The organism is Olleya sp. AS48, assembly GCF_038900355.1.
GTDB lineage: Bacteria > Bacteroidota > Bacteroidia > Flavobacteriales > Flavobacteriaceae > Olleya.
The window spans coordinates 113,194-137,756 of sequence record NZ_JBBMRD010000003.1; the positions used below are offsets into that span (position 1 = coordinate 113,194).

A 24,563-nucleotide genomic window follows, 5' to 3' on the forward strand; every position below is an offset into this window, starting at 1 on the left:
GTAATGAAGGGTATAGTTTTTACAGAATTTTTAGAGTTAGTAGAAGACAAGTTTGGTCTAGAAATGGTTGATAATATAATAACCAGCTCTACGCTAGAATCCGATGGAGTTTACACAGCTGTTGGGACGTATAGTTTTTCAGAAATGCTTCAGCTTTTAACGCATTTAAGCGAAAATACTGGTATTTCAATAGATAACTTATTACTGGTTTATGCAGAGCACTTTTTTAGTGTAATAGAAAATAGTTATCCAGGACTTTTAGCAACCTATAAAGATCCAATCGAGATGATTTCATCTATTGAAAATCATATTCATGTAGAAGTTAGAAAAATTTATCCTGACGCAGAATTACCAACGTTTGAAGTAGTGGAAAAAACTGAAAACTCTTTAGTAATGATATATACTTCAAGCAGAGCAATGCATCACTTTGGTTTAGGGTTAATGAATAAAACATTCGCGCATTTTAATGCAACAGCAACTATAGATTTACAAAAAATTAAAGAAGACGGTACAGAAGTTAGATTTGTTATTAATAAAAATTAATGAGTCAAGATCAGTCAGAAATATTAAAGCGTGCTTTAACTAGAGAAAAGGCAGCAAGAAAAGCTGCTGAAAAAATTCTTGAAGAAAAATCAAGAGAACTCTACTTTACATCTCAAAGATTAGAGCAGTTATTGGACGAAAAATCGTCACAGCTACAAGGCGTTTTCGAGAATATAGCTGATGCCTATGTCGTAATGAATCTTCAAGGCGATGTCATAAAATTTAACGAAGCTGCAACAAAATTATTTGGTTACGATGTCTCTAGAGATAAAGTAAATGTTACCAATCTTATATATAAGGCAGACTACCAATACGCTATGACTTCTTTTTATGAGTTATACACTAAGGGTTTTTTTAAAGGTTATGAAGCCAGAGTATACACCAAATCTAAAGAGGTAAAATGGGTGCACATTAATGCTAGTATTATTTTTGATAAAGATAAAAAGCCAGTTGCTGCACAAGGTATTGTTAGAGATATCACCAATCAAAAAATTTCTGAAGAAAAATTAATAGAATCTGAAAACAGATTAGCATCGCTAGTTGTTAATTTGGATAGTGGTATTGTTTTGGAAGATGAAAACAGAAACATAGTACTAACTAATAATAAATTTTGTGAGCTTTTCGGAATAAATACAACTCCCAAAGATTTAATAGGTATAGATTGTAAAGCAGCTTCAGAGCAAAATAAAATATTATTTAAAGATCCAGATGGCTTTTTAAAAAGAATGAGAGCAATTGATGAGGCTAAACAAGTGGTACTTGGTGATGAACTAGAAATGGTTGATGGTAAAATTTTAGAACGTAATTATACACCAATTATAATTAGCGAAAAGTCCAAAGGGTATTTGTGGACATTCAAAGATGTGACCTTAAATCGTACCTACCGAAAAAGTTTAGAAGCACAAAAACAAAAATATTACAACATAATTGCTAACATGAATTTAGGTCTGATTGAGGTTGATAATCAAGACCAAATATTAATGGTAAATCAAAGTTTTGAGCAATTATCAGGTTATACAGAAAAGGAATTAAAAGGAAAAAATGCAGCACAAATTTTTCCAATTGAAGATGGTTCTGACGTTATAAAAGAACAAAATAAAAAGCGCCAAAAAGGATTGTCTAATTCCTATGAGCTTAAGGTTAAAAATAAATCTGGAGAAATAAGATATTGGTTAATTAGTGGTGCACCTAATTATAATATAGAAGGTGACATTGTAGGGTCAATTGGGATCCATTTAGACATCACCGAAATTAAAAATTTAGAGCTTCAAAAAGAAAAACTTTTAGCCAAATTAGAAAAAAGTAATGACGAGTTGCAAGAATATGCACACATTGTTTCACACGATTTAAAATCGCCTTTACGAAGCATAGACGCACTAGTTAGTTGGTTAAAAGAAGACAATCAAGGAAAGTTAGACGATGTAAGTCTTCAAAATTTTGCATTGATAGAATCTACTCTAGAAAAAATGGAGCAACTAATTACAGATGTTTTAAATTACTCTAGCGTAGGAGCTGATAATACAGCAAAATCTGAAGTAGATTTAAATAGTATGGTTAGTGAGCTAATTAGTATGCTTTACATTCCTGACCATATACACATTAAAAGCCTTAAAACATTACCAAATATTAATGGTGATAAAACCAAATTACAGCAGTTATTTCAAAATCTAATTAGTAACGCAGTAAAGTTTATTGATAAAACAGAAGGACATATTATCATAGATGTGGAGGATTTAAAAAGTCACTACAAGTTTTCAATTCAAGATAATGGTATGGGAATTGATAAAAAGTTTCATGATAAAATATTTAAAATATTCCATGCACTTAACAAAAGTAAAGACTCTACAGGAATTGGATTATCTATTGTAAAAAAGATAGTTAATTTACATGACGGAGAAATTTGGTTAGATAGTCAACCAACTGTAGGAACCACTTTTTATTTTACATTAAAAAAATAGCAATGAAAACAGTACAATTAGTAAAACATAAAAATAAAAATTGGGAATATGTTGTTGAAAAACAGGATCTAATAGAGCCTTTAGTATTGGTTTTTGGAAATAGATTTATGTTGGAAGAAAAAACGGTATACCAAGATCTTAGACAAATTTTTCCTGATGGGCATATTGTTTTTGCATCTTCTTGTGCAGAAATTTCGTCTAATACAGTTAATCAAAATAGTATTACAGTTACAGCTATACAATTTGAAAAAAGTAAGTTTTTAATAAAAACTAGTAACGTTCTAAACAAAGATTTAGATAGTTTTAAAACAGGAAACGAATTGATAAAACAATTTCCTGAAGAAGGATTAAAATATGCTTTTGTAGTCTCAGAAGGTAGTTTTATTAACGGAAGCCAATTAACAAAAGGGATGAGTGCTGCTACAAATGACAACCTATTAATAACAGGTGGACTATGCGGTGATGATGCGCGTTTTGAAAAAACATTAGCATCTTATAATGAAAACCCAAAAGAAGGAGAGCTAGTTGCTATAGGGTTTTATGGAGACACACTTGAGATTTCGTTTTCAATTCATGGTGGATGGACACCTTTTGGTCCAGAGCGTATTGTTACTAAATCTAGTGGTAATGTGTTGTACGAGTTGGATGATCAACCAGCTTTAGACTTATATAAAACGTATTTAGGTGACAAAGCTAGAGACCTTCCAGGAGCAGCTTTATTATATCCTTTAAATGTAAAGTCGGAAGACGAAGATCAATCCATAGTACGTTCAATTTTAAATATAAACGAAGCAGAAAATGCTGTAATTTTAGCAGGAGATATCAAAGAAAACTCCAAAGTACAGTTAATGATGACCAACGTGGATCACATAGCTAATGCGTCAGAGCGTGCAGCAACCCAAGCCTTAACGCACAGAAAAAACAAACCAGAATTAGCCATATTGGTAAGTTGTATTGGTAGAAAAATTGTTTTAGACCAACGTGTAGAAGAAGAAATTGAAGAAGTTATTGAGGTTATAGGTACTGAGACAGTCATTAGCGGATTTTATTCCTACGGAGAAATAGCACCATTTCATGGCGAAGTTGCGTGTCAATTACATAATCAAACCATGACTATAACGCTAATTAGCGAATAATGAATTCATTATTAAAAAGACAGATACGCAAATATTTAAGTGAAGATTTAAAAAACAACGACGCACTTTCAGAGTTTTTTAATGCTATAAGTAGCTCTTACAATAATTTTGACGAGCAATCACATATGATTCAAAGAGCAATGTCTATTAGTTCTGACGAGTTGTATACAGCAAATCGTAAGTTACAAAACGAAGCTGAAGAACAAAAAGTGGTTATTCAAAAACTAAAAAGTGTTATAGATACGCTTAAGTTTTATAATCTAGAAGAAGATCAAAAAACTGAAAATATAGAACTTACAGGTTCAAAATTAGTTGACTTTATCGATAATCAAACCAAGGAGATTATTGAAATGAACAAACAAAAACAAGCATTATTAAATGAGCTGGCGCACCAAAATCAGGAGCTTAGTGACTATGCACACATGGTGTCTCATGATTTAAAATCACCACTTCGTAGTATAGACGCTTTAACGTCTTGGTTAACGGAAGACTATGCTGAGGTTTTTGATAGTAACGGAAAAAACACATTAGATCTAATAAGAGATAACGTGGAGAAAATGGACACGCTTATTAGTGGTATTTTAGAATACTCTACGATTGGTAAAAATCAAATAGAAACCTATGATGTGGATGCTAATCTGCTAATAGAAAACATTCTAAAAATTATTCATGTACCAAGTAATATTAGTGTTACTAAAACCAATTTACCAGTAATAAAAGGTGATAAATATAGGTTGCAACAATTGTTTCAAAACCTTATTAGTAATGCTATTAAATACAATGATAAAGACCAAGGCGTTATTGAAATTGGAGCAGAAGATAAAGCCAGCTACTGGCAATTTTACATAAAAGATAACGGTAAGGGTATTGATAAATCCTACTTTGATAAAATATTTAAAACCTTTATAAAATTAGAAAACAATCCAGACTCAACAGGAATTGGATTGTCTATAGTTAAAAAAATTGTCGAATTATATGGTGGTAAAATCTGGCTAGAATCTCAAGTCAATGTTGGTACAACATTTTATTTCACTTTAAAAAAATCCCCAAATGGAACAACCTAACCAATCCTACATTAACAGTCTATCAGGAGGTGATGAAGCCTTCAAACAAAAGCTAATTGATATTATTAAAAAAGAGTATCCAGAAGAGAAACAAGTCTATTTTGATAATTTTGAAGCTAATAATTTTAAATTAGCAGCAGATAATGTGCATAAACTTAAGCATAAAATTAGTATTTTAGGCCTGGAAAAAGGTTATGAAGTCGCAGTAGCATACGAAAACAATTTGTTAGACGGTACTACAGATCTTAAAGATCAGTTTGAAGCGATATTGCAAAGCATAACAAACTATCTAGAAGAAATTTAAATATAAAAAAAATATGAATTGTATTATCATTGATGACGAAGCTACAGCAAGGATGATTATCTCTCAATTGTGCTCAAATGTACCAAGTCTAAATGTTTTGGAAGAGTTTCCAAATGCAATGCAAGCCATAAAATATTTAAATCAAAACGAAGTAGATTTAATTTTTTTAGATATACATATGCCTGATTTTACTGGTTTTGATTTTATCGAAACCCTTAAAAATCCACCTAAAATAGTACTTACAACATCAGATCCAAATTTTGCTATTCAAGCTTTTGAGTACGACTGTATCGTTGACTATTTAGTTAAACCTATAACTTTAGAGCGTTTTAAAAAAGCAATTGATAAAGCAGAATCAATAAAGGAAACGACAGCTAAACCAGTTTCAAAATCTGAAAATGTAGAAACCTCTTCTGGCAACGATTTGTATGTTAATATTGATAGACGTTTAATTAAAATTGATATTCCAAGTATTTATTTAGTGGAAGCTAAAGGTGACTATATTCAAGTTAAAACAGAGGATAAAAATTATACAGTACATTCTACATTAAAAAAAATTGAAGATAAATTACCCGATGATTTATTTTTAAAAGTCCACAGATCTTACATTATTAATATTAAAAAAATTATTGATATCGAGGACAATAGTGTATTAATCAAAAAAGACGTAATTCCTGTAAGTCGATCTAATAGACCAGAATTAATGAAACGTTTAAATTTACTATAACAGTATCTTTTTAAATTGTTTGCATCGTAACTAACTTATATCTTATTAACACGTTAGGTAGTGTTTTATTTGTGTTGTTTTTAAACAAATCATAGACGTAAGGTAAAAAAATTAGCTAATCTGTTGATTATTACCATTCGTCGATAGTTTAAAATGCACTAATCGAAAAACTATAAATCCAGCAAGCTTTAAAATTAGTTTTGTCATCAAATAACTAAATAAAGATGAAAAAACTAACTGTAACCCTAATTGTATTATTCAATATTTTTTTAATGTCTTGTTCTGTAGAGGAAGAGGTGAATACACCTGAAAGCTATAGTGCTATAATCGCAGATGTATCATACACGCAATTGGATTATGAGATTATAGAGTTGATTAATAATTACAGAATTTCTCAAGGATTATCAAGTTTGGCTATTTTAAATGAAGCTTCAAAAGAAGCTATTGATCATAATCAATATATGGTTACTCAAGGTACACCAAGTCATGACTATTTTTATTTACGTTCTCAAAATCTAAAACAAACGGTTAATGCAAAGACAGTTTCAGAGAATGTTGCTTTTGGATTTAGTAATGCGCAAGCTTTAGTTAATGCTTGGTTAAATAGCGAAAGTCACAGAGAAAATATAGAAAACCCAGAAGCAACAAACATTGGTATATCCACAAAACAAGATGCAGAAGGTAAAAACTATTTTACTAATATTTTTGTAAAACTATAAACGTAAAATTAGTTTATCTACAGTTAATTACCATTCGTCTACACTTACAAAGCATCAATCGAAAAACGAGTTTTCCAGCAAGAATTACAAGTAAATTTGTCTTGTAAATAATAAACAACTACATCATGACTAAAATATTACACTCTATTAAAAATCAAATATTAGCACTAGCAATACTATTAATAAGCGTTTCTAGTCTAGCACAAGACACACCTTTTAATTGTGATTATAGTGCGTATTTATTTCAGTATAATGATGTTTATGCTGTTGACTTAGCTTCTGGTAATGCTTTTTTAGCAGCTAAGGATATTACTCCAGGTAATATTAATGCAGCAGCTTACAACCCAGCTGATGGATTTATTTGGGGTTATTTAAGCTCGCCATCTCAAACAATAGTAAGAATTGGTAGCGATTTTCAAACAACAACGTTTACTATTCCAGAGTTGACCTCAGGAAATAAATATGTTGGAGATATTAGTCCAGACGGAATTTATTATTTTAAAGCAGGTGGAACTAGTTATTTTAAAGTAGATTTAGATCCAAGCTCAGCTACATATACACAATATTTATCTACAGAAAACTTATCTCAAAATATTAGTATTCACGATTGGGCTTTTAATGCAGTGGATGGAAATTTATATGCAGTAGAAAAAAGTACAAATATTTTATACCGTATTGATCCAACTACAAGTACTGTTCAGGCTTTAGGTGAAGTGCCAATTTTGTCAGGATTAAATTATACTTATGGAGCTGTTTATTTTGATGCAGATGGTCGTTTTTACGTGTCTGCTAATCAAACAGGAACAGTATATGTTATCCAAAATGTACAGGATGTAACGCCTTCAACTATAATGGATTCTAACTTATTTGCTTTTGGTCCTTCAAGTGCAAGTAATGATGGTGCACGTTGTCCTACTGCTCCAGTAGCACAAGAAATTTGTGATAATGGTATTGATGATGATGGTGATGGTTTAATTGATTGTGAAGATCCATCTTGTTCTGGATTTGGAAGTTGTGATGTAATTGCACCTCCAACTACAGCTAATGATGGTGGTTTAGAAAGTAACGGAAGATTGTCTGAAGCAATTAATAAACGTAATTTTAATAGAGCAAAATCAAGTTATAAATTTGACCAGAAATCTGCAAAACGTGTAACAAGAGATACAAGTAATTTGTATTCTAATTATAGATCAGCAAGTACTAGTTTTCAATTACAAGATTTTATACCATTAACAACTATTAATGAAGATTATGCAATAGACTCAACACCTTTAGACTTACTAAATATTACTAACGCTACAGAGGTATACTCAGTAGACTACATGCAAGGAGGTGCTTCAATTGCTTCGATTTTAGCTTTAAAAACAGAAAATGGTGTGTATGAGCACACAAAATATATCTGTGATAGATTATTAGGAGCCGAGTTAATTTCGGTGTCAACCATAGCTATCAACGATCAACCGTTTATTAAATCAATTATTAAAAACGCTGATGGTAGTTTTGAGTATGTGTTAAGTTTGTCGGCTAAATTAGACAATGCTGATGCTAATTTTGCAATAGAGTCACATTGGAATTTAGATTTATATCAATCAGATGTAACGTTTTATAATTTCCAAATTTGGTCAGACTCAATTGATGATTTATATAATTTAGCTCAAGAGGTATTAAACTTATTGGATACGGTAAAGCCAATTTCGGAATATCAACTATCAACGCCTCCAACTGTATTTGTTAGAAAAGGAAAATATAACAATGGTGCTTTAGATCTTCAAATAATAAATACAAATGCGACTAACACTGTTGCTTTTGATTCTGGTTTTAGAACTACTGAAACTAGTGATTTTAACTACACGTCTAGCAGTCTTGATTTAAACGAAAATTACATTACAGAGATAACAGTACCAACAGGACATTTATTTGATATTGGATTTAGAATTGGAGATGGAATTAATACTCCTGATGATTTATTTATGTCTGATGGTCCTTGGGGTTTTGATGACTCTCAGGTGTCTACTAACGTCAATAATTATAATGTTACAGAAAACACGACTACATTTAATAGTTTAGATTTTCCAATTGAACGTAATGTGACGCTTAATGCAACCACAAGCACTTATTTTGCAGCTTACAGAGCGATAACACCACGTTTTAAAGCTGTTGATTTAACAGATTTTAATAGTCTTAAATTAAAAGCTAAAGGAACAGGAAACTTAGAGATTACATTAGTGAAGCAAAGTATTACCAATTGGGAAGAACAATACAAGACCACTATTGCTTTAACAGATAATTTTCAAAACTACGCACTTTCGTTTGCTGATTTCACATCTACCTTATCATTAGGTTTAGATGCAAATGACATTGTTACTATTGTTTTTACTATGGTTAGTGAAGATGGAAGTACTGTGACTAAAGAAATGAATTTACAAGATGTGCGTTTTTCTAGAGGGACAACATTATCTGTTAATGATTTTGAGACAACAAGTTTAGAAAATAGTATTACAGCCTACCCAAATCCAATGGTAGATACATCAAATTTACATTTTACTACTACCCAATCTGAAACAGTACAGTTAGTTATTTACAATCAGTTAGGTAAAGTAGTTTATAATAAAACAATAAATGCACAAGTTGGTAAAAACCAGATAGCATTAAGCAGACAAAATTTAAGTTCTGGATTATATATCTGTAAATTATCAAGTGCTAAAACACATTACAATCCCTTAAAGTTGCTAATAAAGTAACAATTTCATTTAGTTTGTTGATTGATACGTGGTAACCTAATAACTAATAATAGCTTTATACAGTTGGTTACTCACTAAGGGTAAAAGAGAAATCTTTTGCCCTTTTTTTATTTAAGAAGTTTGCTGTTATTTTTTCTTTGATAATAAAAAGGTGTTTAACTTTAATCTTGCTCGTTTGCAGATACAGTAGACACCATATTAATCAAGTTTTTTCGTGTAATGGGTTTGATTATAAAATCTGTAATAGCTTCATACTCTTTAGCTTTTTTAATATCTACAGGATCGATTGAAGAACTAACGATGTATAGTGTAACTTTTTTGGGATATTTAATTTTAATAAATTCATCTAAAAATTGCCATCCATCCATTATTGGCATATTAATATCTAGTAATATTAATTCAGGAACGTTTTTTCCGGTTTTAATAATTTCGGTTAAGCCTGAAATAGCATCAGCTCCATTGTTATAAACTGTAAAATTTTGACATATATCTGTAGCTAATAAAATTTTTTTAGCAGCAAATATAAAGATGTGGTCGTCGTCAATTAGACAAGCTGATTCAATTTGTTTCATACTTTAAATATATAGAAAATATGGTTCCCTTGTTTATTTTGCTTTTTACTTTAACTTTACCATGCATGGCTTCAATTTGGTTTTTTGTAATATATAAGCCTAATCCTTTAGCTTCTTTGTGGTTATGAAAAGTTTTGTATAACCCAAAAATTTTATCTTTATGAAGGTCTAGATTAATACCAAGACCATTGTCTTCAATTTCTATTTTAATAAATTTATCAGACTGTTCTGCACTTAAAGTTATTTCTGGTGGAATATGATCTTGTTTGTATTTTAAAGCATTAGATATAAAATTAAATAATAGGCTATCCAAATAAGCTGGTATTGCTAAAACATAAATATCTTGTTCTATGTTTATATTAATGATGGCTTTAGTTTCCTTTATTTCGGCACTAAAATTTGAGATGGCTTTATTTGTAAAATCTAAAAGATTACAACGCTGTAAATCTTGTTCTTTATTGTCGTTTATAGTAGACACTTGGTTAAGATTGTCAATGGTTTCGCTTAATTGATGGACAGCTTCTAATATTAACGGAACATATTCGTTATTAGTTGCTTCTGGTGTTTCTGAGTACATTAAATCTAATAACATTTGTATGTTTCCAGAATGTGACCTTAGGTTGTGTGATACAATATGAGCAAAATTTAATAATCTTTCATTTTGTAGTTTTGTGGTTTTTAACAGCGTTTCTACCTTTTTATTAGCTATTGTACGTTTAGTTATATCAATTATATGAGATATAAAATGAACAGGTTTGAAATTTTCATCTCTTAAAATAGAGACTGATAATAGACAATGTATGATAGATTTGTCTTTTCTGATGTATCGTTTTTCACACTGAAATTTATTGCTTTTACCAGCAATTAAATCTTTTATGTTTTGAGGTATTACATCGATATCTTCTGGATGAGATAAAGTATTTATCGGGAAGCCAATTAGCTCCTCTTTTGTGTAGCCTAAATAGTCGCTAAAGCTTTTGTTTGAAGTAAGTATTTGACCATCCAAACTAACTAATGCCATAGCGTTAGGAGCATTGTCAAACGTTGTACGTATTAATTCTTCTTTTAATTTAAGTTCAAATAGTGTTTTGTTTTTTTCGGTAATATCTTGGATGACACCTATAACTTTTTGAGTTGCATCATTCTTTATTACAGGATAAGCTACAATACGCACCCATTTAATATTGTTTTTTGCTGTTTTTAGTTGTACCTCATTATCATAAGGTTCTTGTTTATTAACAGCACGATTAAATAGGATGCTTATTAACTCTCTATCATAACCTTCTAAAAAAAAGTTGATACCTTCTTCTAAACTAGGATTGTATTCTGGCTCTACTTCGTGGATAGTTCTAGTCATGGCGCTCCATGTAGCTTTATTGGTTTGGAGATTAACTTCCCAAGATCCAATAGCTATGTCTCTTTGTAAAGAGTCCATGTAGGTGTAACTAATATTGTCTTTAGTCGTATGTTTTTGAAATAACTGATTGTAAAGTTCTTTCATGTAAGTAATTGTTCAGTACTAATAAGTTAGGGCTTATCGAGTGTAATTTGTTGATTTTTAGTGTCTAAGTATTTTTTAAAGTAAATATAATAATAAGCATCTGTTAAAAGGAATATTTATCAGTTAAAATAACAAATCACAGCAATATAGTAAAATTTTAAATTGAAATTTTACTATATGACATCGTAATATTTTTAGTTTTTATTATATCTGATTATTAAATAATTAGGTTTATTTAAAACAGCGGTGAATGTTCTTGTTTAAAAGCAATATAAAATAATAAAATCGTTCAATGATTAGGATTAAAGCTGCTTTTTATGTCAAAACTTAACCCTTAGCCATAATCGTCATTAAGGTTTTAAAAGAATCTAGAGCTAAAGCCAAAAAATAAAATCATTTAAAAAGTAAGCATCTTAAATTAGTAGCCTTTTTTGTTTTAATAATATTAATTTTTAATTCAATTAAACCTTATCCAATTTAAAATGTCCAAGATTTTTAACCCTTTCTCATTTTTAAAAATTTGAAAAAAACACACTCTTTAAATCAAAAATGGCAACATGTATTAATTTTGGTACTTGTAATATGCTTGTTTTTAAGTTGCAACAACTCAAAAAGTAATGCTGTAGTAGTAAATAATGATAATATACCTGTTTATAATTTTGACCAATTACAGCCACTATTACATACAGACAGCAACAAAACTTATATTATAAATTTTTGGGCAATGTGGTGTGCACCTTGTGTTAAGGAATTGCCATACATTCAAGACTATCAACAAAAGCATCCAGAGACAGAGGTTATTCTAGTCAGTCTAGATTTTGTTAAAGATATTGAGACCAAACTAAAGCCTTTTTTAAAACAAAACAATATTACTTCAAAAGTAGTTTTGTTGGATGATCCTGCATCTAATATATGGATTGATAAAATAGATCCAAATTGGTCAGGAGCCATACCTTTTACAATTGTTTTTAATAATAATAAACGCGCTTTTTTTGAGCGATCGTTTGAAAGTGTTGAAGATTTAGAAATCGAAATAAATAAAACCTTAACTAATTAAATAATTTAAAATGAAAAGAATAAGTATAATAGCAATAATGCTTACATTATCAGTCAGTGTTTTTGTGTCATGCAAAGATAAAGCTAGTCATAAAAACGAAACAGCTTTAGAGCATGATGGTCGTGGTCAAGGACCTGAAGGACAACATCATGATGGCGACCGCAAAGGTCCACCACATCAAGGAGATAGAAAAGGACCACCAAAAGGAGGCAGTCCAGAACAAACCAAAACTATTGAAGAAATTGGTGGGTATAACATTGGAGATGTAGCTACGGATTTTAATCTTAAAAATGTGGATGGCTCAATGGTATCTTTAGCCAGTGTAAAAGATGCTAAAGGTTATATTGTAACATTTACTTGTAACGAGTGTCCTTTTTCAAAACTATACGAAGACCGTCTAATTGCATTACATAATACGTATGCGCCTCAAGGTTATCCTGTTATTGCAATAAACCCAAATAGTCCAGAAAACGAGAAAGAAGGTTACGCAGCAATGCAAGCTAGAGCGAAAGAAAAAGGATTTCCTTTTGCGTATTTAGTAGACGAAGGTCAAAAAATATACCCACAATATGGAGCAGTTAGAACGCCTCATGTATTTGTATTGGATAGTGATCGTAAGGTACAATATATTGGTACCATTGATGACAATTCTAAGTCGCCAGAAGACGTTAAAACAAAGTATGTTGAAGATGCTATTTTGGCTTTACAAGCAGGAAAAAAACCAACAACTACATTAACTAAAGCAATAGGTTGTCCTGTAAAAGCTAGTAGAGGATAATTATAAGTCAATATCATATAATAAAAAACACAAGCGTACTGCTTGTGTTTTTTTATGCTTTTATTTTTATAAATACTTGTGTTTAATCTCTAAAAACTGGCTTATCAAACAATAACCATTTAAAACGTAATCCAATTTCGTTAAAAGTAAAACCAGCAGCAGTTGCAGATGCAATGTTACTTCGTGTACCAAAAAGGTTAGCCATACAGCGCTCTGAGAATTTATAACCTAATTTAGCTTGTATTCTGTAAGTGCTTTGCTGTTCGTCGTCTTCAATATATTGTAAACCGGTTGCAGCTGTTAATTCGTAGTACCACTCTTTTGGTTTTGCGATGTTTTCATCTTTAATAAGGTTTGCAAATACCTCTACAGCATTAAAGGTTTCTGGCGAAAAATATATGGATGGAACTTGGTTTTTAAACGTAATGTATTGGTAATTTAAACCTGCTTTAAGTGATGGTTTGGGTAAAATATTATAATATAAAGATGTGAATAATAAGTTTCTGGCATTGCTATCGCTTTGACTAGTATAAAAGTACTGCGTAAACCAACCTAAATTAAAATTAGTATTTAAACTGTAGTTTGCGTAAAAGTTGTTTTGTACAATCTCGCGATCTAATAACTCGGCATTAAAACTTTGTAATTCGCGCTTATAACCTACGGTTAAATCTTGCAGCTTAAAAGGTTTAATATTAAATGACAAGTCTGTTAATAATTGTGTGTAGTCATTAGTGGTTGCCTTTGCAGACGTTAAACCAGCAGTTCCTTTAAAGGTTAAGTTTGGTAATAATTGGTAGGATATTCCTGCGCTAAAATCGTGAGAGGTTGCTTCGTTATTTGTTACTGCATTAGTGGTGCTTCTGTAATTGTAGCTTCCTAATATTTTAAATTTTGTAGAAAATGGAAACTCTAGATTGTTGTTTACTGCAAACGCTTCATTATCTCCATTATCAAAGGTGTATGATGTTTTTCCTTCGTAAAAAGGTGTAAAGGTTGTATTAAGGTTTTTTATAAAGTTTGTTGCGTCTTTTTGATTGTCGTAAAACTTCAAGGTGTTTTCTGCAGATGTGTAAGCAGCTTCATATTTTCCTATGGCTTTTAATGCATTAGCGTTTCCTAGGTTACCATCAAAAGACGTGCTGTCATTTACCAAAATTTGGTCGTAATCTTTGACGCTCTTTTTAAAATCACTTTTATAAATATTAAGTGTTGCGCGTAAGGCTAAAACCCAATTTTCGTTAGGTTTAGACTCAATTAATTTCGCGATAAGCGTATCTGCAGTTTTATATTTTTTATTCCAAATTAAGGCTTGCGCATAACGCTCTGTAGTTTGTTGTGTTAATGTTGCATCTGTTGATGCCTCTAAACTATTATAGGCTTGTTGGCTTAATTGTAGCGCGTCTTTTTCTTTACCGTTTAAGTGGGATACTAATGCTAAACCATTTAATGCTGTGATTTTATTTTCAGGATTTTTAGCTAAAATATCATAGGTTGCTTTAGCATCGTCTAATCTATTTGCTATTAAATATAAGTTTGCTAAGTTTAATAAAGTGTCTTTGTCGTTATCAAAAAGTGTCAGGTTTTGTTTTAATAAAGCTTCAGCTTCATCATATTGTTGCGCTTGTTGTTTTTGATAAGCATAACCTAAATACATGTATTTTTTAGAGGTTAAAGCATTTGGGTTGCCAGGTAAAACGTTTAAAGCTTTGTTTACATATAGTAACGCGTCTTCATATTCTTTTAAATTAGATAATGTGTTGGCATAACTTAGTAAAGCGGGAAAACTTTTAGGGTCTTCATCTATTAGCGTTTTAAAATATGTTTTTGCTTTTGGAAAGTTTTTATTCCATAATAGGGATTCGCCATAATTTAGTTTCACCTCAAAATCTTTTGGGTAATCTGCCAAAAGATTTGTAAAAAGGGTATTGGCTTCTTCTGGTTTTCCGTTTAAACCAATTGCACGACCATAACATAGTCTAGCGGTTTTATTGGTAGGATGCTCCTTTAGTATGTTTTGGAAAAACGTTTCCGCTTTAGCGTACTTCCCTGTTTCTAGGTATGTATAGCCTTCTTGCATATCTTGAGCATAACTAAATACAGTAGTTATTAAAAAGGTAAGTAGGGTAAAAAATTTGAGTTTCATGTTTCAGTTTTAAATCAATTGCAAGTTAGGCATTCATATCCATTCATTCATCTACACCAATCGTCCACTCATCGAAATTCAACAGTCCTTCAGAGGTTTGCGTCGCATCTTTGTATCAGAAATCAGACAATAACAATTTAAATATAACAATTATGGCATTAACAATTACACAACAGGACAACACAATTATTTTAGAAGGAAGCTTAAACACTGCAACCATCAATAATTTTACAACACATTTTGGCTTTATACTAAACGCATTTAAAAGTGTAACACTAAACATTGATAAGGTTACAGATATGGATGCTTGTGCATTACAAACTTTAAAAGCAATGTATGTTAAAGGTGTAGCAAACCAGAAAATGTTTTTTGTTGAAGGTAACAGAAGTGAAGAAATTTACGAAGCATTTGTATATCCACAAGTAGCCTAATTAGTATTAATCAACACACCATAATAAGATGCAAGCTTTTTCTATATTAAAAACAAAAAAAATATCTCCAGAGCAATTATTTATGCTTAGCGTATTAGCAGTAAATGGAGGAAACTATTTGTACAATCTTATTTTAGGTCGTGTGTTAGGTCCAGCACAATTTGCAGATGCAGCTGTGTTAATTACCTTTTTGTTAGTGCTATCTTTTGTAGCCATGACGTTTCAATTAGTGACTGCAAAATTCTCGGTAGTTTTTGAAAACGATACGTTTAAAAATTTTATCTCAAAAATTTACAAAAATGCGACAATTGTAGGATTAGGTTTAGGTGCTTTAATTATCGTGTTTGCAAATCAATTACAAGCTCTTTTTAATACATCATCTTCTAGTATGTTTACAATTTTTGGAATAGGAGTACCACTTTATTTTTTAATGAGTGTAAACAGAGGTGTGTTTCAGGGTAAAAAAGAATTCAAGTCTTTATCCATTACCTATCAAGCCGAGATGCTAAGCCGATTGGTTATTACGTTAGCTTTAATTTTTTTATTTGACATACAATCATCGGTTGTTATTGCAGTCGGAATTTTAATTTCTTTTGGATTTGGATTAGTGCCTTTTAAATTTAAAAATTTAAACTTCAAAAAAACTATTGCTATAGAAGCAAGTCAATCTAAACAAGTAAAAAGCTTTTTTATTATCACAGCGTTTTACGAGTTTACACAGATTATAATCAACAATAGTGACATCTTATTAGTTAAGCATTACTTTGACGCTTACGACGCAGGATTGTATGCATCACTAGCCTTAATAGGTCGTATTGTATATTTTGTAGCATGGATGTTTGTTATGCTGTTATTACCAACAGTGGTACAACTTAAAAAAGAAGGAAAAGCAACAGCGCCAATTTTATTTAAATACGTTGGTTACATTGCAGCAATTGCAACTGCAATAGTTATTGGTTGTGCTTTATTTCCAGAAACTGCAATTACTATATTATTTGGAGATAGTTATCTAACAATGGCGCCTTTATTATGGAAGTATGCTTTAGCAACTGGTTTGTTTGCCATATCAAACATCTTTGCATACTACTATTTATCATTAGATAGATATATTCCTGTGGTAATATCTGGAGTCTTCGGAATGTTGCAAATGGGATTAGTTATCTTTTTTCATGACAGTTTAGAGCAAGTCGTACACATGCAAATAATAGCAATGGTATCATTATTGGTCATCCAAGTGATCTTCTTTGTTTTTGAGTCTAAAATGAAAAAATAAAAAGTAATTTATTTTATTAGTCTATTATAAATGAAGAAGCTATGGTTTTAAACCATGGCTTTTTCTGTTGTAAGTATTTTGCAAGTGGATATTAAAATGTTTATCTTAATGTTATATTATAGTAGTTTAAATAATAGTATAAGTTTTGTTGGTTTTTTTCTTTTGAAAGTCAAAACGTTAAATGGTAAAACGACACCTTTTTACCATTCGTCTACAGTAACTTGCAATCTGTCTAAAGAGGTCTTAATTAGTGTCTTAAATAACGCAAATTTGTAGTGTAATTAAGAAACAACATATTAAAACACATAAAAATGAAACTAGCAATCGTAACAGCATATCCACCAAGTAAAGTAACATTAAATGAGTACGCTTACCATTTAGTAAAGCACTTTAGACAAAAAGAAAATGTAACTGAGATTGTTTTATTAACAGATAAAACAGAAGGCGCAAAAGACATTGCTTTTACAGAAGATGGTTGTAAAATAACAGTTAAAGAGTGTTGGGCATTTAATAGCTACACAAACATTATAAATGTGACTAAAGCTATTAGTAAGACTAAGCCAGATGCAGTTTTATTTAACTTACAATTCATGAAGTTTGGAGACAAAAAAATAGCTGCAGCTTTAGGGTTAATGTTACCACTAGTTTGTAAACTTAAAAAAATTCCTAATATCGTGTTATTGCATAATATATTAGAAGAAGTAGATTTAGGATCTGCTGGATTTACAAGTAGCAAAATTATGCAAAAAGTTTATGGTTTTATAGGAACAAGCTTAACAAAGCTAATCTTACAAGCAGATACAGTTGCGGTAACAATGCAAAAATATGTTGATATTTTAGAGAAAAAGTATAAGGTGAAAAATGTGACATTAATTCCGCACGGAACTTTTGAAATCTCTGAAGAAAAGCCAGAATACGATTTGCCACAAGGACCTTTACAAGTTATGACTTTTGGAAAATTTGGAACTTACAAAAAAGTAGAGGGTATGATTGAAGCGGTTGAAAAAGTAAGAGCTTCAACTGGATTAGATCTAGAAGTTGTAATAGCAGGAACAGACAACCCAAACGTACCAGGTTATTTAGCAAAAGTGCAAGAAGATTATAAGCATGTGCCACAAGTGCGTTTTACAGGATATGTTGAAGAATTTGAAGTACCAACCTTGTTTAAAGAAAGTGCAGTAGTTGTATTTCCATACACGTCAACAACAGGAAGCTCTGGTGTTTTACACCAAGCAGGAAGTTATGGTAAAGCTGTTGTTATGCCAGATTTAGGTGACCTTGCATTATTAGTAAAGGATGAAGGTTATAAAGGTGAATTTTTTGAGCCTACTTCTGTAGAAAGTTTAGCAAATGCAATTGAGGCAATAGTAACAAATGAAGCTCACAGAATAGCTTTAGGTAAAGCAAACTACGAAGCTGCAACAGCCTACCCAATGGAAAAAATTGCAGATATGTACCTTAATAACTTTGATGCTATCATTGCAACTAAATCACCAAAAAAAGCCCTAAGAAAAATGAGTCAAAAAGCAGTGGTTTTAGAGCCAGCTTCAGCAGAATAGTACTAGTAAATTACGATACCTTTTTTGTCCCAAACAAATAAATATCTCATATTGATTTAGCAAATATAGTTTTTTACAATCTCAAATTAACCTACTTAATTTGAGATTTTTGCTTTTATAAAACTATTTAAACAGCTATCTACTACTAGTTAGTAATATATTTAAACGATGCCTTTTTTACACCATTTTTATCAATAAACCCAAAATGTTTTTGGGTATTTCTACGCCAAGGTCTACTACCTACAACAGCTTTTGGTACGTCTACAAAATCATACAACGTCCAAGACATAAATTGTAAATTATTAGCAGCAATAATCTCTTGTATTTTTTTATGGTAATTAGCTTGATCTTCTTTATTGCTTCCTAAAGGTTTCCAAAAACCATTGTAAGATGACATTCCAAACTCTTGCAATACTAACGGTTTGTTTGGTATTTGGTTTTGCATGGTTTTAATTGCAGCATCCAATTCGCTTAAGCCTTCATAATAATGAAACGAAACAATATCTACCTTATCTTTTAAAATTGGTGCACTTTGGGTGTTTGACCAACCAATAGTTACAGGATGTACCTTGTCTATAGATTTTACCAAGTCAATCATATTGTCTAACCAAGCGATAACCATATCTTTTCCTCTAGATTCAAAATCTAGGTTAGGTTCGTTTTTAATATCCCAAGCAATAATAGCGTTGTGGTCTTTAAAAGTGGACACTATAGTTTCTGCGTGACGTTGGTTTAAGGTCCAATTCATTACAGAATAATCACCATAAAAATCAAATAACGTAACTACTACTTTTAGGTTTTGCTCTTCTGCAGCATCTAAAGTGTGTTTTAGTTTTTCTAACTTTTTAGGATCAACCTTAGCTTTTCCAAAGTCATCATATTGCACAAAAATCCTAACCGAATTTAAGCCAGCATTTTTAATGATTTTAAAGTCGTTAGCAATTGTGTCTTTCGCAAAAGCGTCACCAAACATATTCCATGGTGTCGCTTTTGGGTAATAATTAATTCCTTTAATAACTAAACTATCAGTTTCAATTTTTGCTATTTCTGGTAAGTACGGTTTAGTACTTTCTTTAACAAGATGTCTAATACGCCAAAAACCATCTTCTAATAAAAACACCATTTTATAAGTTGAGGTTTCTGTTGTTTCTAGGACTAGTTTTTCAGCTTTAAAAACACGTTTATATTCTACAACATCTCTATCGGTAACAACAGCCAACTGTCCATCTTCACTAAAAAATTCTAAAGTAGGATTGTGGTTTAATGTTGTGGCTTCAATAGTTGTGTTTTCAGCTTTATTTAATTCAATAAAACTATATAAATTTTCTCTGGCACTATCTGTGTAATAATCTTTTATACCAGCAGTTTTGTTGGTTTTGTAGGCTACTTGTTTAACATACCAAGCATCTAAATAGTCATTTTGCAATGCATTTAAGTTTTCGTTATCCATTGGACGACCTTCGTTTTGTAAAGGTTCCCAAATTAATTTTGGAGCATATTGTTCTATTTTTTGTATTTCGGTATGTAGCATTGTGCTTCTGTCTGCTCCAGTGTTTAAGTAGCTAAAAAGCCCACTAATACCAGATATTATCAAGGCTACAATCATAATATATGAGATTATTAATATGGTACGTAGTATGTTTTTGTTAAGACCTACCATAGTTTTTTATTATTAAATGTTTTATTTATTCCAGCGGTTTCAACACTAAAACTATACGTGTCGTTTTTGTAAACTGCAGGCTTTAAATTAAAAGTAACATACCCATTAAAAGATGTTTTTATAATGGTGTCAATAAGCACATTGTCTTTGTAAATTAAAAGTTTGACGTGCAAGCCATCCGGAATCATTTGCTTCATAAAACTTTGTAATGGACCTACTAAAATTTCGCGATTTTGTTTGGCAAAAGCAACCTCAAAATCTTCAATAACGCGTTGGTAACTTAAAGTAATTGTATTGCTTTCTGCCATGCCATCAACATAGGCTTTAATACTCCAATTATCCTTAAAATCAGGATGAATAATTTTTGCATGTGCCACTCCTTCAATTGTTGTACCTGTAGTTTTTAAAATATTTCCACTAGTGTTGGTAATAAAAAAGGTAACAAAAGTCCCATCACTAACCACATTATCTTGCTTGTCTTTAATTACTGTGGTGTTAAACGTGGTAACCTGATTTCCGTCTGCGTAATTATGTGGTCTTTTTGCCGAAATTTTAAAATCTGTAGGAATTGCTGCCCAAACATTAATGGTAAACTCTTTGGAATTAACTCCTAAACTTTCTGATGACACTAACATGCGTCCACTTTCTTTTTTAGAATAAATGTTTTTATAAGAAATCAAATTTTTTGTAAAAATGACCTCTTTTTCTTCTGAAGCTAAAAATTGAAATTTAGCATCAACTTTAGTTTTTGTTGGCACTGGATTGTCTAAAGAATCTGTAGGTATAACAACCAACATGGTGTAATCTGTTGCTCCAGCCTCAATACTTGGAGGTCCAATATAAGTTTCCATGGTTGCAACTTCTGCTTTTGGATTTATATTAAATTGACCAGACGCAGATTTATTTTTGTCTAATACTATCCAATTGACCACACCAATTTTTTTGGTTATGTTTTCCGGAATTATATATTGAAGTGTACCATCTTTGGCTATAGCCGAAACTAAAGTAGATCCATAACTGTTTGAACAATACAATAATGGTTTTTCGCCTTCTGAAGTAGTAAATTTTAAAACAATTGGCTTGCCAACATTATAATTTGTTAGTGTTGTTACTAATTTGATAGGATTAGTCTTCTCGCTTTGTTGTACAACAGCAAACGATGATAATAAAATCAGACCTAAAACAAATATGTATGTGCGTTTAAGTAGCATTAATTTGGACTTCCTATGTATGTGTTAATTTCTATTTTAATATAACTAAAATCAGGATGATCAATTTTTTGTAATTGGGCATCGCTATGGTTTTCAATTCTGTTAGGAACGACTTTTCCAGCTATAGCATCGTTTGGTAAACCATTTACAAAAATATTTTTCATATCACTATTTATGATTTTAACTTTACCGTCCTTTAAAATCTGATATTCAAAATCTTGTTTGCGTTGTTGCCTTACACCTTCTTTTACAAATAAATGATCGACCCAAACCATGTTTTTGTTTTCATCATAGTAAGTTACTAAAAGCTGAGGTATTGTAATCTCTTGGATACCACTATTAAATAAGTTTCCGTTTATAATACTGTCTTTAATGCTAATGGCACTTAGTACAACGTTTTTGTACAAGTCAGATCCCGATACATTTCCTGCTGCTTGTAAGTTAAATTTTGTTGGTTGCTCTTCAAACTCAACTGGAGTAAATTCATCTGGATTAAATGTGTCTGGAATGGAATCTTGTGTTCTAGACCAAGCAATACCTTCAAAATTAATCCTAAAACTACTAGACTCTTTAGGCATTAATTTATGCTTGACGTGGTATTTTGCGTTGTATGTTGCTAGTTGTTTGTTGTTATCGTTATACAAGGTGCCTTTTAAAATAACATCTGCTGGTACATTGTCTACATTTTGGACTTCTCCAATAATAGCATAACTACCATCATACTTCACTAATTTAGCTGAAACGACTTCTAAAACAGGCTGTTTTAAAATATCTTCATGGTGTGTTGCTTCTGTTGTAATACGTCTACGACCTTGATTAAAATACTTGGTTGTGTTATCAGAATAGAGTTGGTCTGGAGGTAAGTCGTTATTTAAATCGTCAGGTTGTAAATACCATTTGCCTTGACGTTTTGATAGCGATTTGTAATCCACTTTTTCAATTTTTTCTAAAGGTGTAATCCATTGGCTGGTTACTTTTGCCGATACTGTACTGTCGTTATGTTTAGTTATTTCAGTCTCGATAGCATCCATTTTTGCGTAGCTACTTAGCAACCCATCGGTTACCGATATCTCTAGCATATATTGTGCTATTGGCAAGTTGTTTTCGGGATCTATTAAGCTATGTGCTTTTTCAAATTCTTTAAAATCTAACGCATCATAGTAGGCAATAATGGCATTTTCTGGACTGCGTTGCGAATCGTTTTTTAAGTAAAACAAATAAATACCATAAAACACAGCTATGGCTAGAATTAATGCCCAAACGTGTGTGATACGTAAAACGTTTCTATTAAACTTATTATAGGTCGTTGGGAATTTTAAAAATTCGGTAACTGGTTTTATGCGAGTTTTTAAAGCGTTAACCCAAAGCATTTGAATATTTAAAACAAAAGCCACTAAAACGGTTAAAAACGGAATAATTCCCCACATTATTTTAACCCATTTGGCAACATCTTCTTTTGGTAAAATTGAAGACACAGGCGGAATGTTAAGGCGTTCCCAAACCATAATTCCATTTTCTAATTGTCGTAAACGCTGCCAACCACAAAAGTAAAGGATGGGATCGTAAAACTTATCGTTAGAAAATATGTACTTAAGATTGTATTTCTCTGGCGTTGTTAAAAATTGCTGTAAAGATCCAATTCCGGCAACTCCTTTAAATTTTGAGTTTTCTAAGCGCTCGATTGGTCGTGTGGTTAATTCTGGTAATCGACGTGCAGAATGGTAATTACCATCTACTGTCATGGCATTAGTTTGCGCGCTTAGCCAAGCCATTTGATCTCCAAAGCCTAGCGTTAAAAAACGCCATTTATCATGGTCATCTTGATTTAAAAAATTAACAATAGGCAACATCTTAATTTTTTGTGGCTGCGATGGTCTAAAATAATTTAAACTCATAGTGAAAACTACCATAAATACCATGAGTCCAGCAAGTATTCCGCCAATAATACGATGGTAAACAGCACCAAATTTAGACTGAATAAGTTCTTTTAAATCACCTTCAACAAAACGATATACAAATTCACCCATTAAAGGAATGGATAATATAGAAGCCCAAAGTGTAAATCTATCTAAGGTTAAAATATTAAAAGCAGTTTCGCCTAACATTTTTAGTGGTACAGGAGTAGTTCCTCCAGTTCCTAAAATGGTACAAATAGTTATTGATAGTCCAAAAAACAAGTAGCGTTTACTGTAATATCTGTAAAAAATATAGGGTAATAATATTAGTAAAATTCCCCAAGGAATTAAAAAGAAGACTAATCCTGAGGATGTGATTTCTAAGAAATTATCACGAGAACCATGCGGAATTGGAACCTGAGTAATTGGATTGGCTTTAGAGTTTAGCCAATATGGAAAAATACATCCAACGATTAAGACTAGTGACAGCATTCCAAAACTTACAATACGTTTAAAAAGTTTAAAAAAACTATTCAAAAATATTTTGAAAGTCACTTCTTTCATGGTGTTGACTTGCTCTCGCGAAACATCCATAATTACCATTCCTATTAAAGGGAAGATAAAAAAGATCATTCCAAAAATTGGTGTTACATGATGTGAAGTTACCGTTACTGCTATTAAAGATAAGGAGGTTGCTAAATACCATTTTTTACCTGTTTTTAACCATAAGTAAATTTCGGGTAAGGCATGCATTAATACAGACACACCAACAATACTGGGTAATTGTCCAAAAATATGAAGCGTCTCCACAAACGATGAGCTAAATACTGCCAGTACACAAGCATAACCAGCTACCGTTTTATTAGCGGTCATCATTAAAGAAAAACGATACGTACCAGTCACAAACAGCACAATAGCAATTAACGCAACACTAAACATTCCAAATTTTAAACCACCAATCATGGAGAGTAGTCCAATGGATTGATGTACTAAAGGCGGATAACTTTGTACGGTAAAACCTGTATACCATTCGTAATTCCAAGGTTCAAACCAGCTATTAGCATAATGATCTGCAAAAAACAAATGAATTAACGCATCATAAGTAGTTTCCAAAGTAAAAAATATGGCACTACCATGAAATGCTAAAGCTAAAAGTATAGCTGTGATTAAGTATTTGTTTGAGGTTTCCTTCATTTAAAGCTTACGCTATTATATATGGTAAAGATAAATAAATAAAATAGTGCTTCCATTTTTAATTATCTACAGCAATCTACCATTCGTCGACACTTAG

General features: G+C 31.3%; 19 protein-coding genes. 13 read left to right on the forward strand and 6 right to left on the reverse strand.

Features of this window, described 5'->3' with window-relative positions; genetic code table 11:
• The first annotated feature begins 3 nt into the window (after positions 1-3).
• The 8 genes from WNY60_RS05585 (at position 4) to WNY60_RS05620 (ending at position 9,192) form a co-directional block, all read left to right on the forward strand.
• The gene (locus WNY60_RS05585; RefSeq protein WP_145003944.1) at positions 4-543 is read left to right on the forward strand and encodes a heme NO-binding domain-containing protein; all 540 of its coding nucleotides are present in this window, start codon (positions 4-6) and stop codon (positions 541-543) included.
• On the forward strand, positions 543-2,501 hold the full coding sequence (locus WNY60_RS05590) for a PAS domain S-box protein (protein WP_342861755.1): 1,959 nt from the start codon (positions 543-545) through the stop codon (positions 2,499-2,501). Before WNY60_RS05585 ends, WNY60_RS05590 begins: the two co-directional genes overlap by 1 nt.
• Positions 2,502-2,503: 2 nt before the next feature.
• Positions 2,504-3,637, forward strand: coding sequence for an FIST N-terminal domain-containing protein (locus WNY60_RS05595; RefSeq protein WP_342861756.1), 1,134 nt, complete (start codon positions 2,504-2,506; stop codon positions 3,635-3,637).
• Positions 3,637-4,701, forward strand: coding sequence for an ATP-binding protein (locus tag WNY60_RS05600; protein WP_342861758.1), 1,065 nt, complete (start codon positions 3,637-3,639; stop codon positions 4,699-4,701). Before WNY60_RS05595 ends, WNY60_RS05600 begins: the two co-directional genes overlap by 1 nt.
• The gene (locus tag WNY60_RS05605) at positions 4,688-5,005 is read left to right on the forward strand and encodes an Hpt domain-containing protein (RefSeq protein ID WP_145003931.1); all 318 of its coding nucleotides are present in this window, start codon (positions 4,688-4,690) and stop codon (positions 5,003-5,005) included. Before WNY60_RS05600 ends, WNY60_RS05605 begins: the two co-directional genes overlap by 14 nt.
• Positions 5,006-5,018: 13 nt before the next feature.
• Positions 5,019-5,732, forward strand: a complete 714-nt coding sequence (locus WNY60_RS05610; RefSeq protein ID WP_292947959.1) for a LytTR family DNA-binding domain-containing protein — start codon at positions 5,019-5,021, stop codon at positions 5,730-5,732.
• Positions 5,733-5,956: 224 nt separating this feature from the next.
• Positions 5,957-6,451: a CAP domain-containing protein gene (locus tag WNY60_RS05615; protein WP_342861759.1), complete on the forward strand. Its 495-nt coding sequence runs from the start codon at positions 5,957-5,959 to the stop codon at positions 6,449-6,451.
• A gap of 125 nt (positions 6,452-6,576) precedes the next feature.
• Positions 6,577-9,192, forward strand: a complete 2,616-nt coding sequence (locus WNY60_RS05620; protein ID WP_342861760.1) for a T9SS type A sorting domain-containing protein — start codon at positions 6,577-6,579, stop codon at positions 9,190-9,192.
• A 161-nt stretch (positions 9,193-9,353) separates the two neighbouring features.
• On the opposite strand, the gene WNY60_RS05625 is transcribed toward WNY60_RS05620, so the two are convergent.
• Together WNY60_RS05625 and WNY60_RS05630 are read right to left on the reverse strand one after the other, a co-directional pair.
• Positions 9,354-9,764 (reverse strand): response regulator, encoded by a 411-nt coding sequence (locus tag WNY60_RS05625; protein WP_145003919.1) that lies wholly within the window; start codon positions 9,762-9,764, stop codon positions 9,354-9,356.
• Positions 9,751-11,265, reverse strand: a complete 1,515-nt coding sequence (locus tag WNY60_RS05630) for a PAS domain S-box protein (protein ID WP_342861761.1) — start codon at positions 11,263-11,265, stop codon at positions 9,751-9,753. The genes WNY60_RS05625 and WNY60_RS05630 overlap by 14 nt, the downstream gene beginning before the upstream one ends.
• A 520-nt stretch (positions 11,266-11,785) precedes the next feature.
• Between WNY60_RS05630 and WNY60_RS05635 the strand changes: the two genes are divergently transcribed.
• Positions 11,786-12,322, forward strand: a complete 537-nt coding sequence (locus WNY60_RS05635; RefSeq protein WP_342861762.1) for a TlpA disulfide reductase family protein — start codon at positions 11,786-11,788, stop codon at positions 12,320-12,322.
• A gap of 10 nt (positions 12,323-12,332) precedes the next feature.
• The gene (locus WNY60_RS05640) at positions 12,333-13,100 is read left to right on the forward strand and encodes a thioredoxin family protein (RefSeq protein WP_342861763.1); all 768 of its coding nucleotides are present in this window, start codon (positions 12,333-12,335) and stop codon (positions 13,098-13,100) included.
• A gap of 82 nt (positions 13,101-13,182) precedes the next feature.
• Here the strand turns inward: WNY60_RS05640 and WNY60_RS05645 are convergent, their stop codons facing one another.
• Positions 13,183-15,243 (reverse strand): tetratricopeptide repeat protein, encoded by a 2,061-nt coding sequence (locus tag WNY60_RS05645; protein ID WP_342861764.1) that lies wholly within the window; start codon positions 15,241-15,243, stop codon positions 13,183-13,185.
• Between the two features lie 152 nt (positions 15,244-15,395).
• Between WNY60_RS05645 and WNY60_RS05650 the strand changes: the two genes are divergently transcribed.
• From WNY60_RS05650 to WNY60_RS05660, 3 genes are all read left to right on the forward strand, one after another.
• Positions 15,396-15,674, forward strand: coding sequence for an STAS domain-containing protein (locus WNY60_RS05650; RefSeq protein WP_145003907.1), 279 nt, complete (start codon positions 15,396-15,398; stop codon positions 15,672-15,674).
• A gap of 28 nt (positions 15,675-15,702) precedes the next feature.
• Positions 15,703-16,947, forward strand: a complete 1,245-nt coding sequence (locus tag WNY60_RS05655; protein WP_342861765.1) for an oligosaccharide flippase family protein — start codon at positions 15,703-15,705, stop codon at positions 16,945-16,947.
• A gap of 311 nt (positions 16,948-17,258) precedes the next feature.
• Complete coding sequence (locus WNY60_RS05660; protein ID WP_342861767.1) at positions 17,259-18,506, forward strand: glycosyltransferase; 1,248 nt, start codon at positions 17,259-17,261, stop codon at positions 18,504-18,506.
• A 145-nt stretch (positions 18,507-18,651) separates the two neighbouring features.
• On the opposite strand, the gene WNY60_RS05665 is transcribed toward WNY60_RS05660, so the two are convergent.
• The 3 genes from WNY60_RS05665 to WNY60_RS05675 are packed head-to-tail and all read right to left on the reverse strand — an operon-like array spanning position 18,652 to position 24,466.
• Positions 18,652-20,166 (reverse strand): glycoside hydrolase family 2 TIM barrel-domain containing protein, encoded by a 1,515-nt coding sequence (locus tag WNY60_RS05665; RefSeq protein WP_342861768.1) that lies wholly within the window; start codon positions 20,164-20,166, stop codon positions 18,652-18,654.
• Complete coding sequence (locus WNY60_RS05670; protein ID WP_342861770.1) at positions 20,160-21,377, reverse strand: hypothetical protein; 1,218 nt, start codon at positions 21,375-21,377, stop codon at positions 20,160-20,162. The genes WNY60_RS05665 and WNY60_RS05670 overlap by 7 nt, the downstream gene beginning before the upstream one ends.
• Positions 21,377-24,466 (reverse strand): hypothetical protein, encoded by a 3,090-nt coding sequence (locus WNY60_RS05675; protein ID WP_342861771.1) that lies wholly within the window; start codon positions 24,464-24,466, stop codon positions 21,377-21,379. Before WNY60_RS05675 ends, WNY60_RS05670 begins: the two co-directional genes overlap by 1 nt.
• Positions 24,467-24,563 lie beyond the last annotated feature (97 nt).

What these genes read in the sequence shown, in the direction of transcription:
- WNY60_RS05630 (WP_342861761.1), bottom strand. Translation starts at nt 11,265, where the DNA reads ATGAAAGAACTTTACAATCAGTTATTTCAAAAACATACGACTAAAGAC.
- WNY60_RS05645 (WP_342861764.1), bottom strand. Translation starts at nt 15,243, where the DNA reads ATGAAACTCAAATTTTTTACCCTACTTACCTTTTTAATAACTACTGTA.
- WNY60_RS05665 (WP_342861768.1), bottom strand. Translation starts at nt 20,166, where the DNA reads ATGGTAGGTCTTAACAAAAACATACTACGTACCATATTAATAATCTCA.
- WNY60_RS05610 (WP_292947959.1), top strand. Translation starts at nt 5,019, where the DNA reads ATGAATTGTATTATCATTGATGACGAAGCTACAGCAAGGATGATTATC.
- WNY60_RS05615 (WP_342861759.1), top strand. Translation starts at nt 5,957, where the DNA reads ATGAAAAAACTAACTGTAACCCTAATTGTATTATTCAATATTTTTTTA.
- WNY60_RS05660 (WP_342861767.1), top strand. Translation starts at nt 17,259, where the DNA reads ATGAAACTAGCAATCGTAACAGCATATCCACCAAGTAAAGTAACATTA.
- WNY60_RS05620 (WP_342861760.1), top strand. Translation starts at nt 6,577, where the DNA reads ATGACTAAAATATTACACTCTATTAAAAATCAAATATTAGCACTAGCA.
- WNY60_RS05655 (WP_342861765.1), top strand. Translation starts at nt 15,703, where the DNA reads ATGCAAGCTTTTTCTATATTAAAAACAAAAAAAATATCTCCAGAGCAA.
- WNY60_RS05675 (WP_342861771.1), bottom strand. Translation starts at nt 24,466, where the DNA reads ATGAAGGAAACCTCAAACAAATACTTAATCACAGCTATACTTTTAGCT.
- WNY60_RS05590 (WP_342861755.1), top strand. Translation starts at nt 543, where the DNA reads ATGAGTCAAGATCAGTCAGAAATATTAAAGCGTGCTTTAACTAGAGAA.
- WNY60_RS05640 (WP_342861763.1), top strand. Translation starts at nt 12,333, where the DNA reads ATGAAAAGAATAAGTATAATAGCAATAATGCTTACATTATCAGTCAGT.
- WNY60_RS05585 (WP_145003944.1), top strand. Translation starts at nt 4, where the DNA reads ATGAAGGGTATAGTTTTTACAGAATTTTTAGAGTTAGTAGAAGACAAG.
- WNY60_RS05670 (WP_342861770.1), bottom strand. Translation starts at nt 21,377, where the DNA reads ATGCTACTTAAACGCACATACATATTTGTTTTAGGTCTGATTTTATTA.
- WNY60_RS05600 (WP_342861758.1), top strand. Translation starts at nt 3,637, where the DNA reads ATGAATTCATTATTAAAAAGACAGATACGCAAATATTTAAGTGAAGAT.
- WNY60_RS05625 (WP_145003919.1), bottom strand. Translation starts at nt 9,764, where the DNA reads ATGAAACAAATTGAATCAGCTTGTCTAATTGACGACGACCACATCTTT.
- WNY60_RS05650 (WP_145003907.1), top strand. Translation starts at nt 15,396, where the DNA reads ATGGCATTAACAATTACACAACAGGACAACACAATTATTTTAGAAGGA.
- WNY60_RS05595 (WP_342861756.1), top strand. Translation starts at nt 2,504, where the DNA reads ATGAAAACAGTACAATTAGTAAAACATAAAAATAAAAATTGGGAATAT.
- WNY60_RS05605 (WP_145003931.1), top strand. Translation starts at nt 4,688, where the DNA reads ATGGAACAACCTAACCAATCCTACATTAACAGTCTATCAGGAGGTGAT.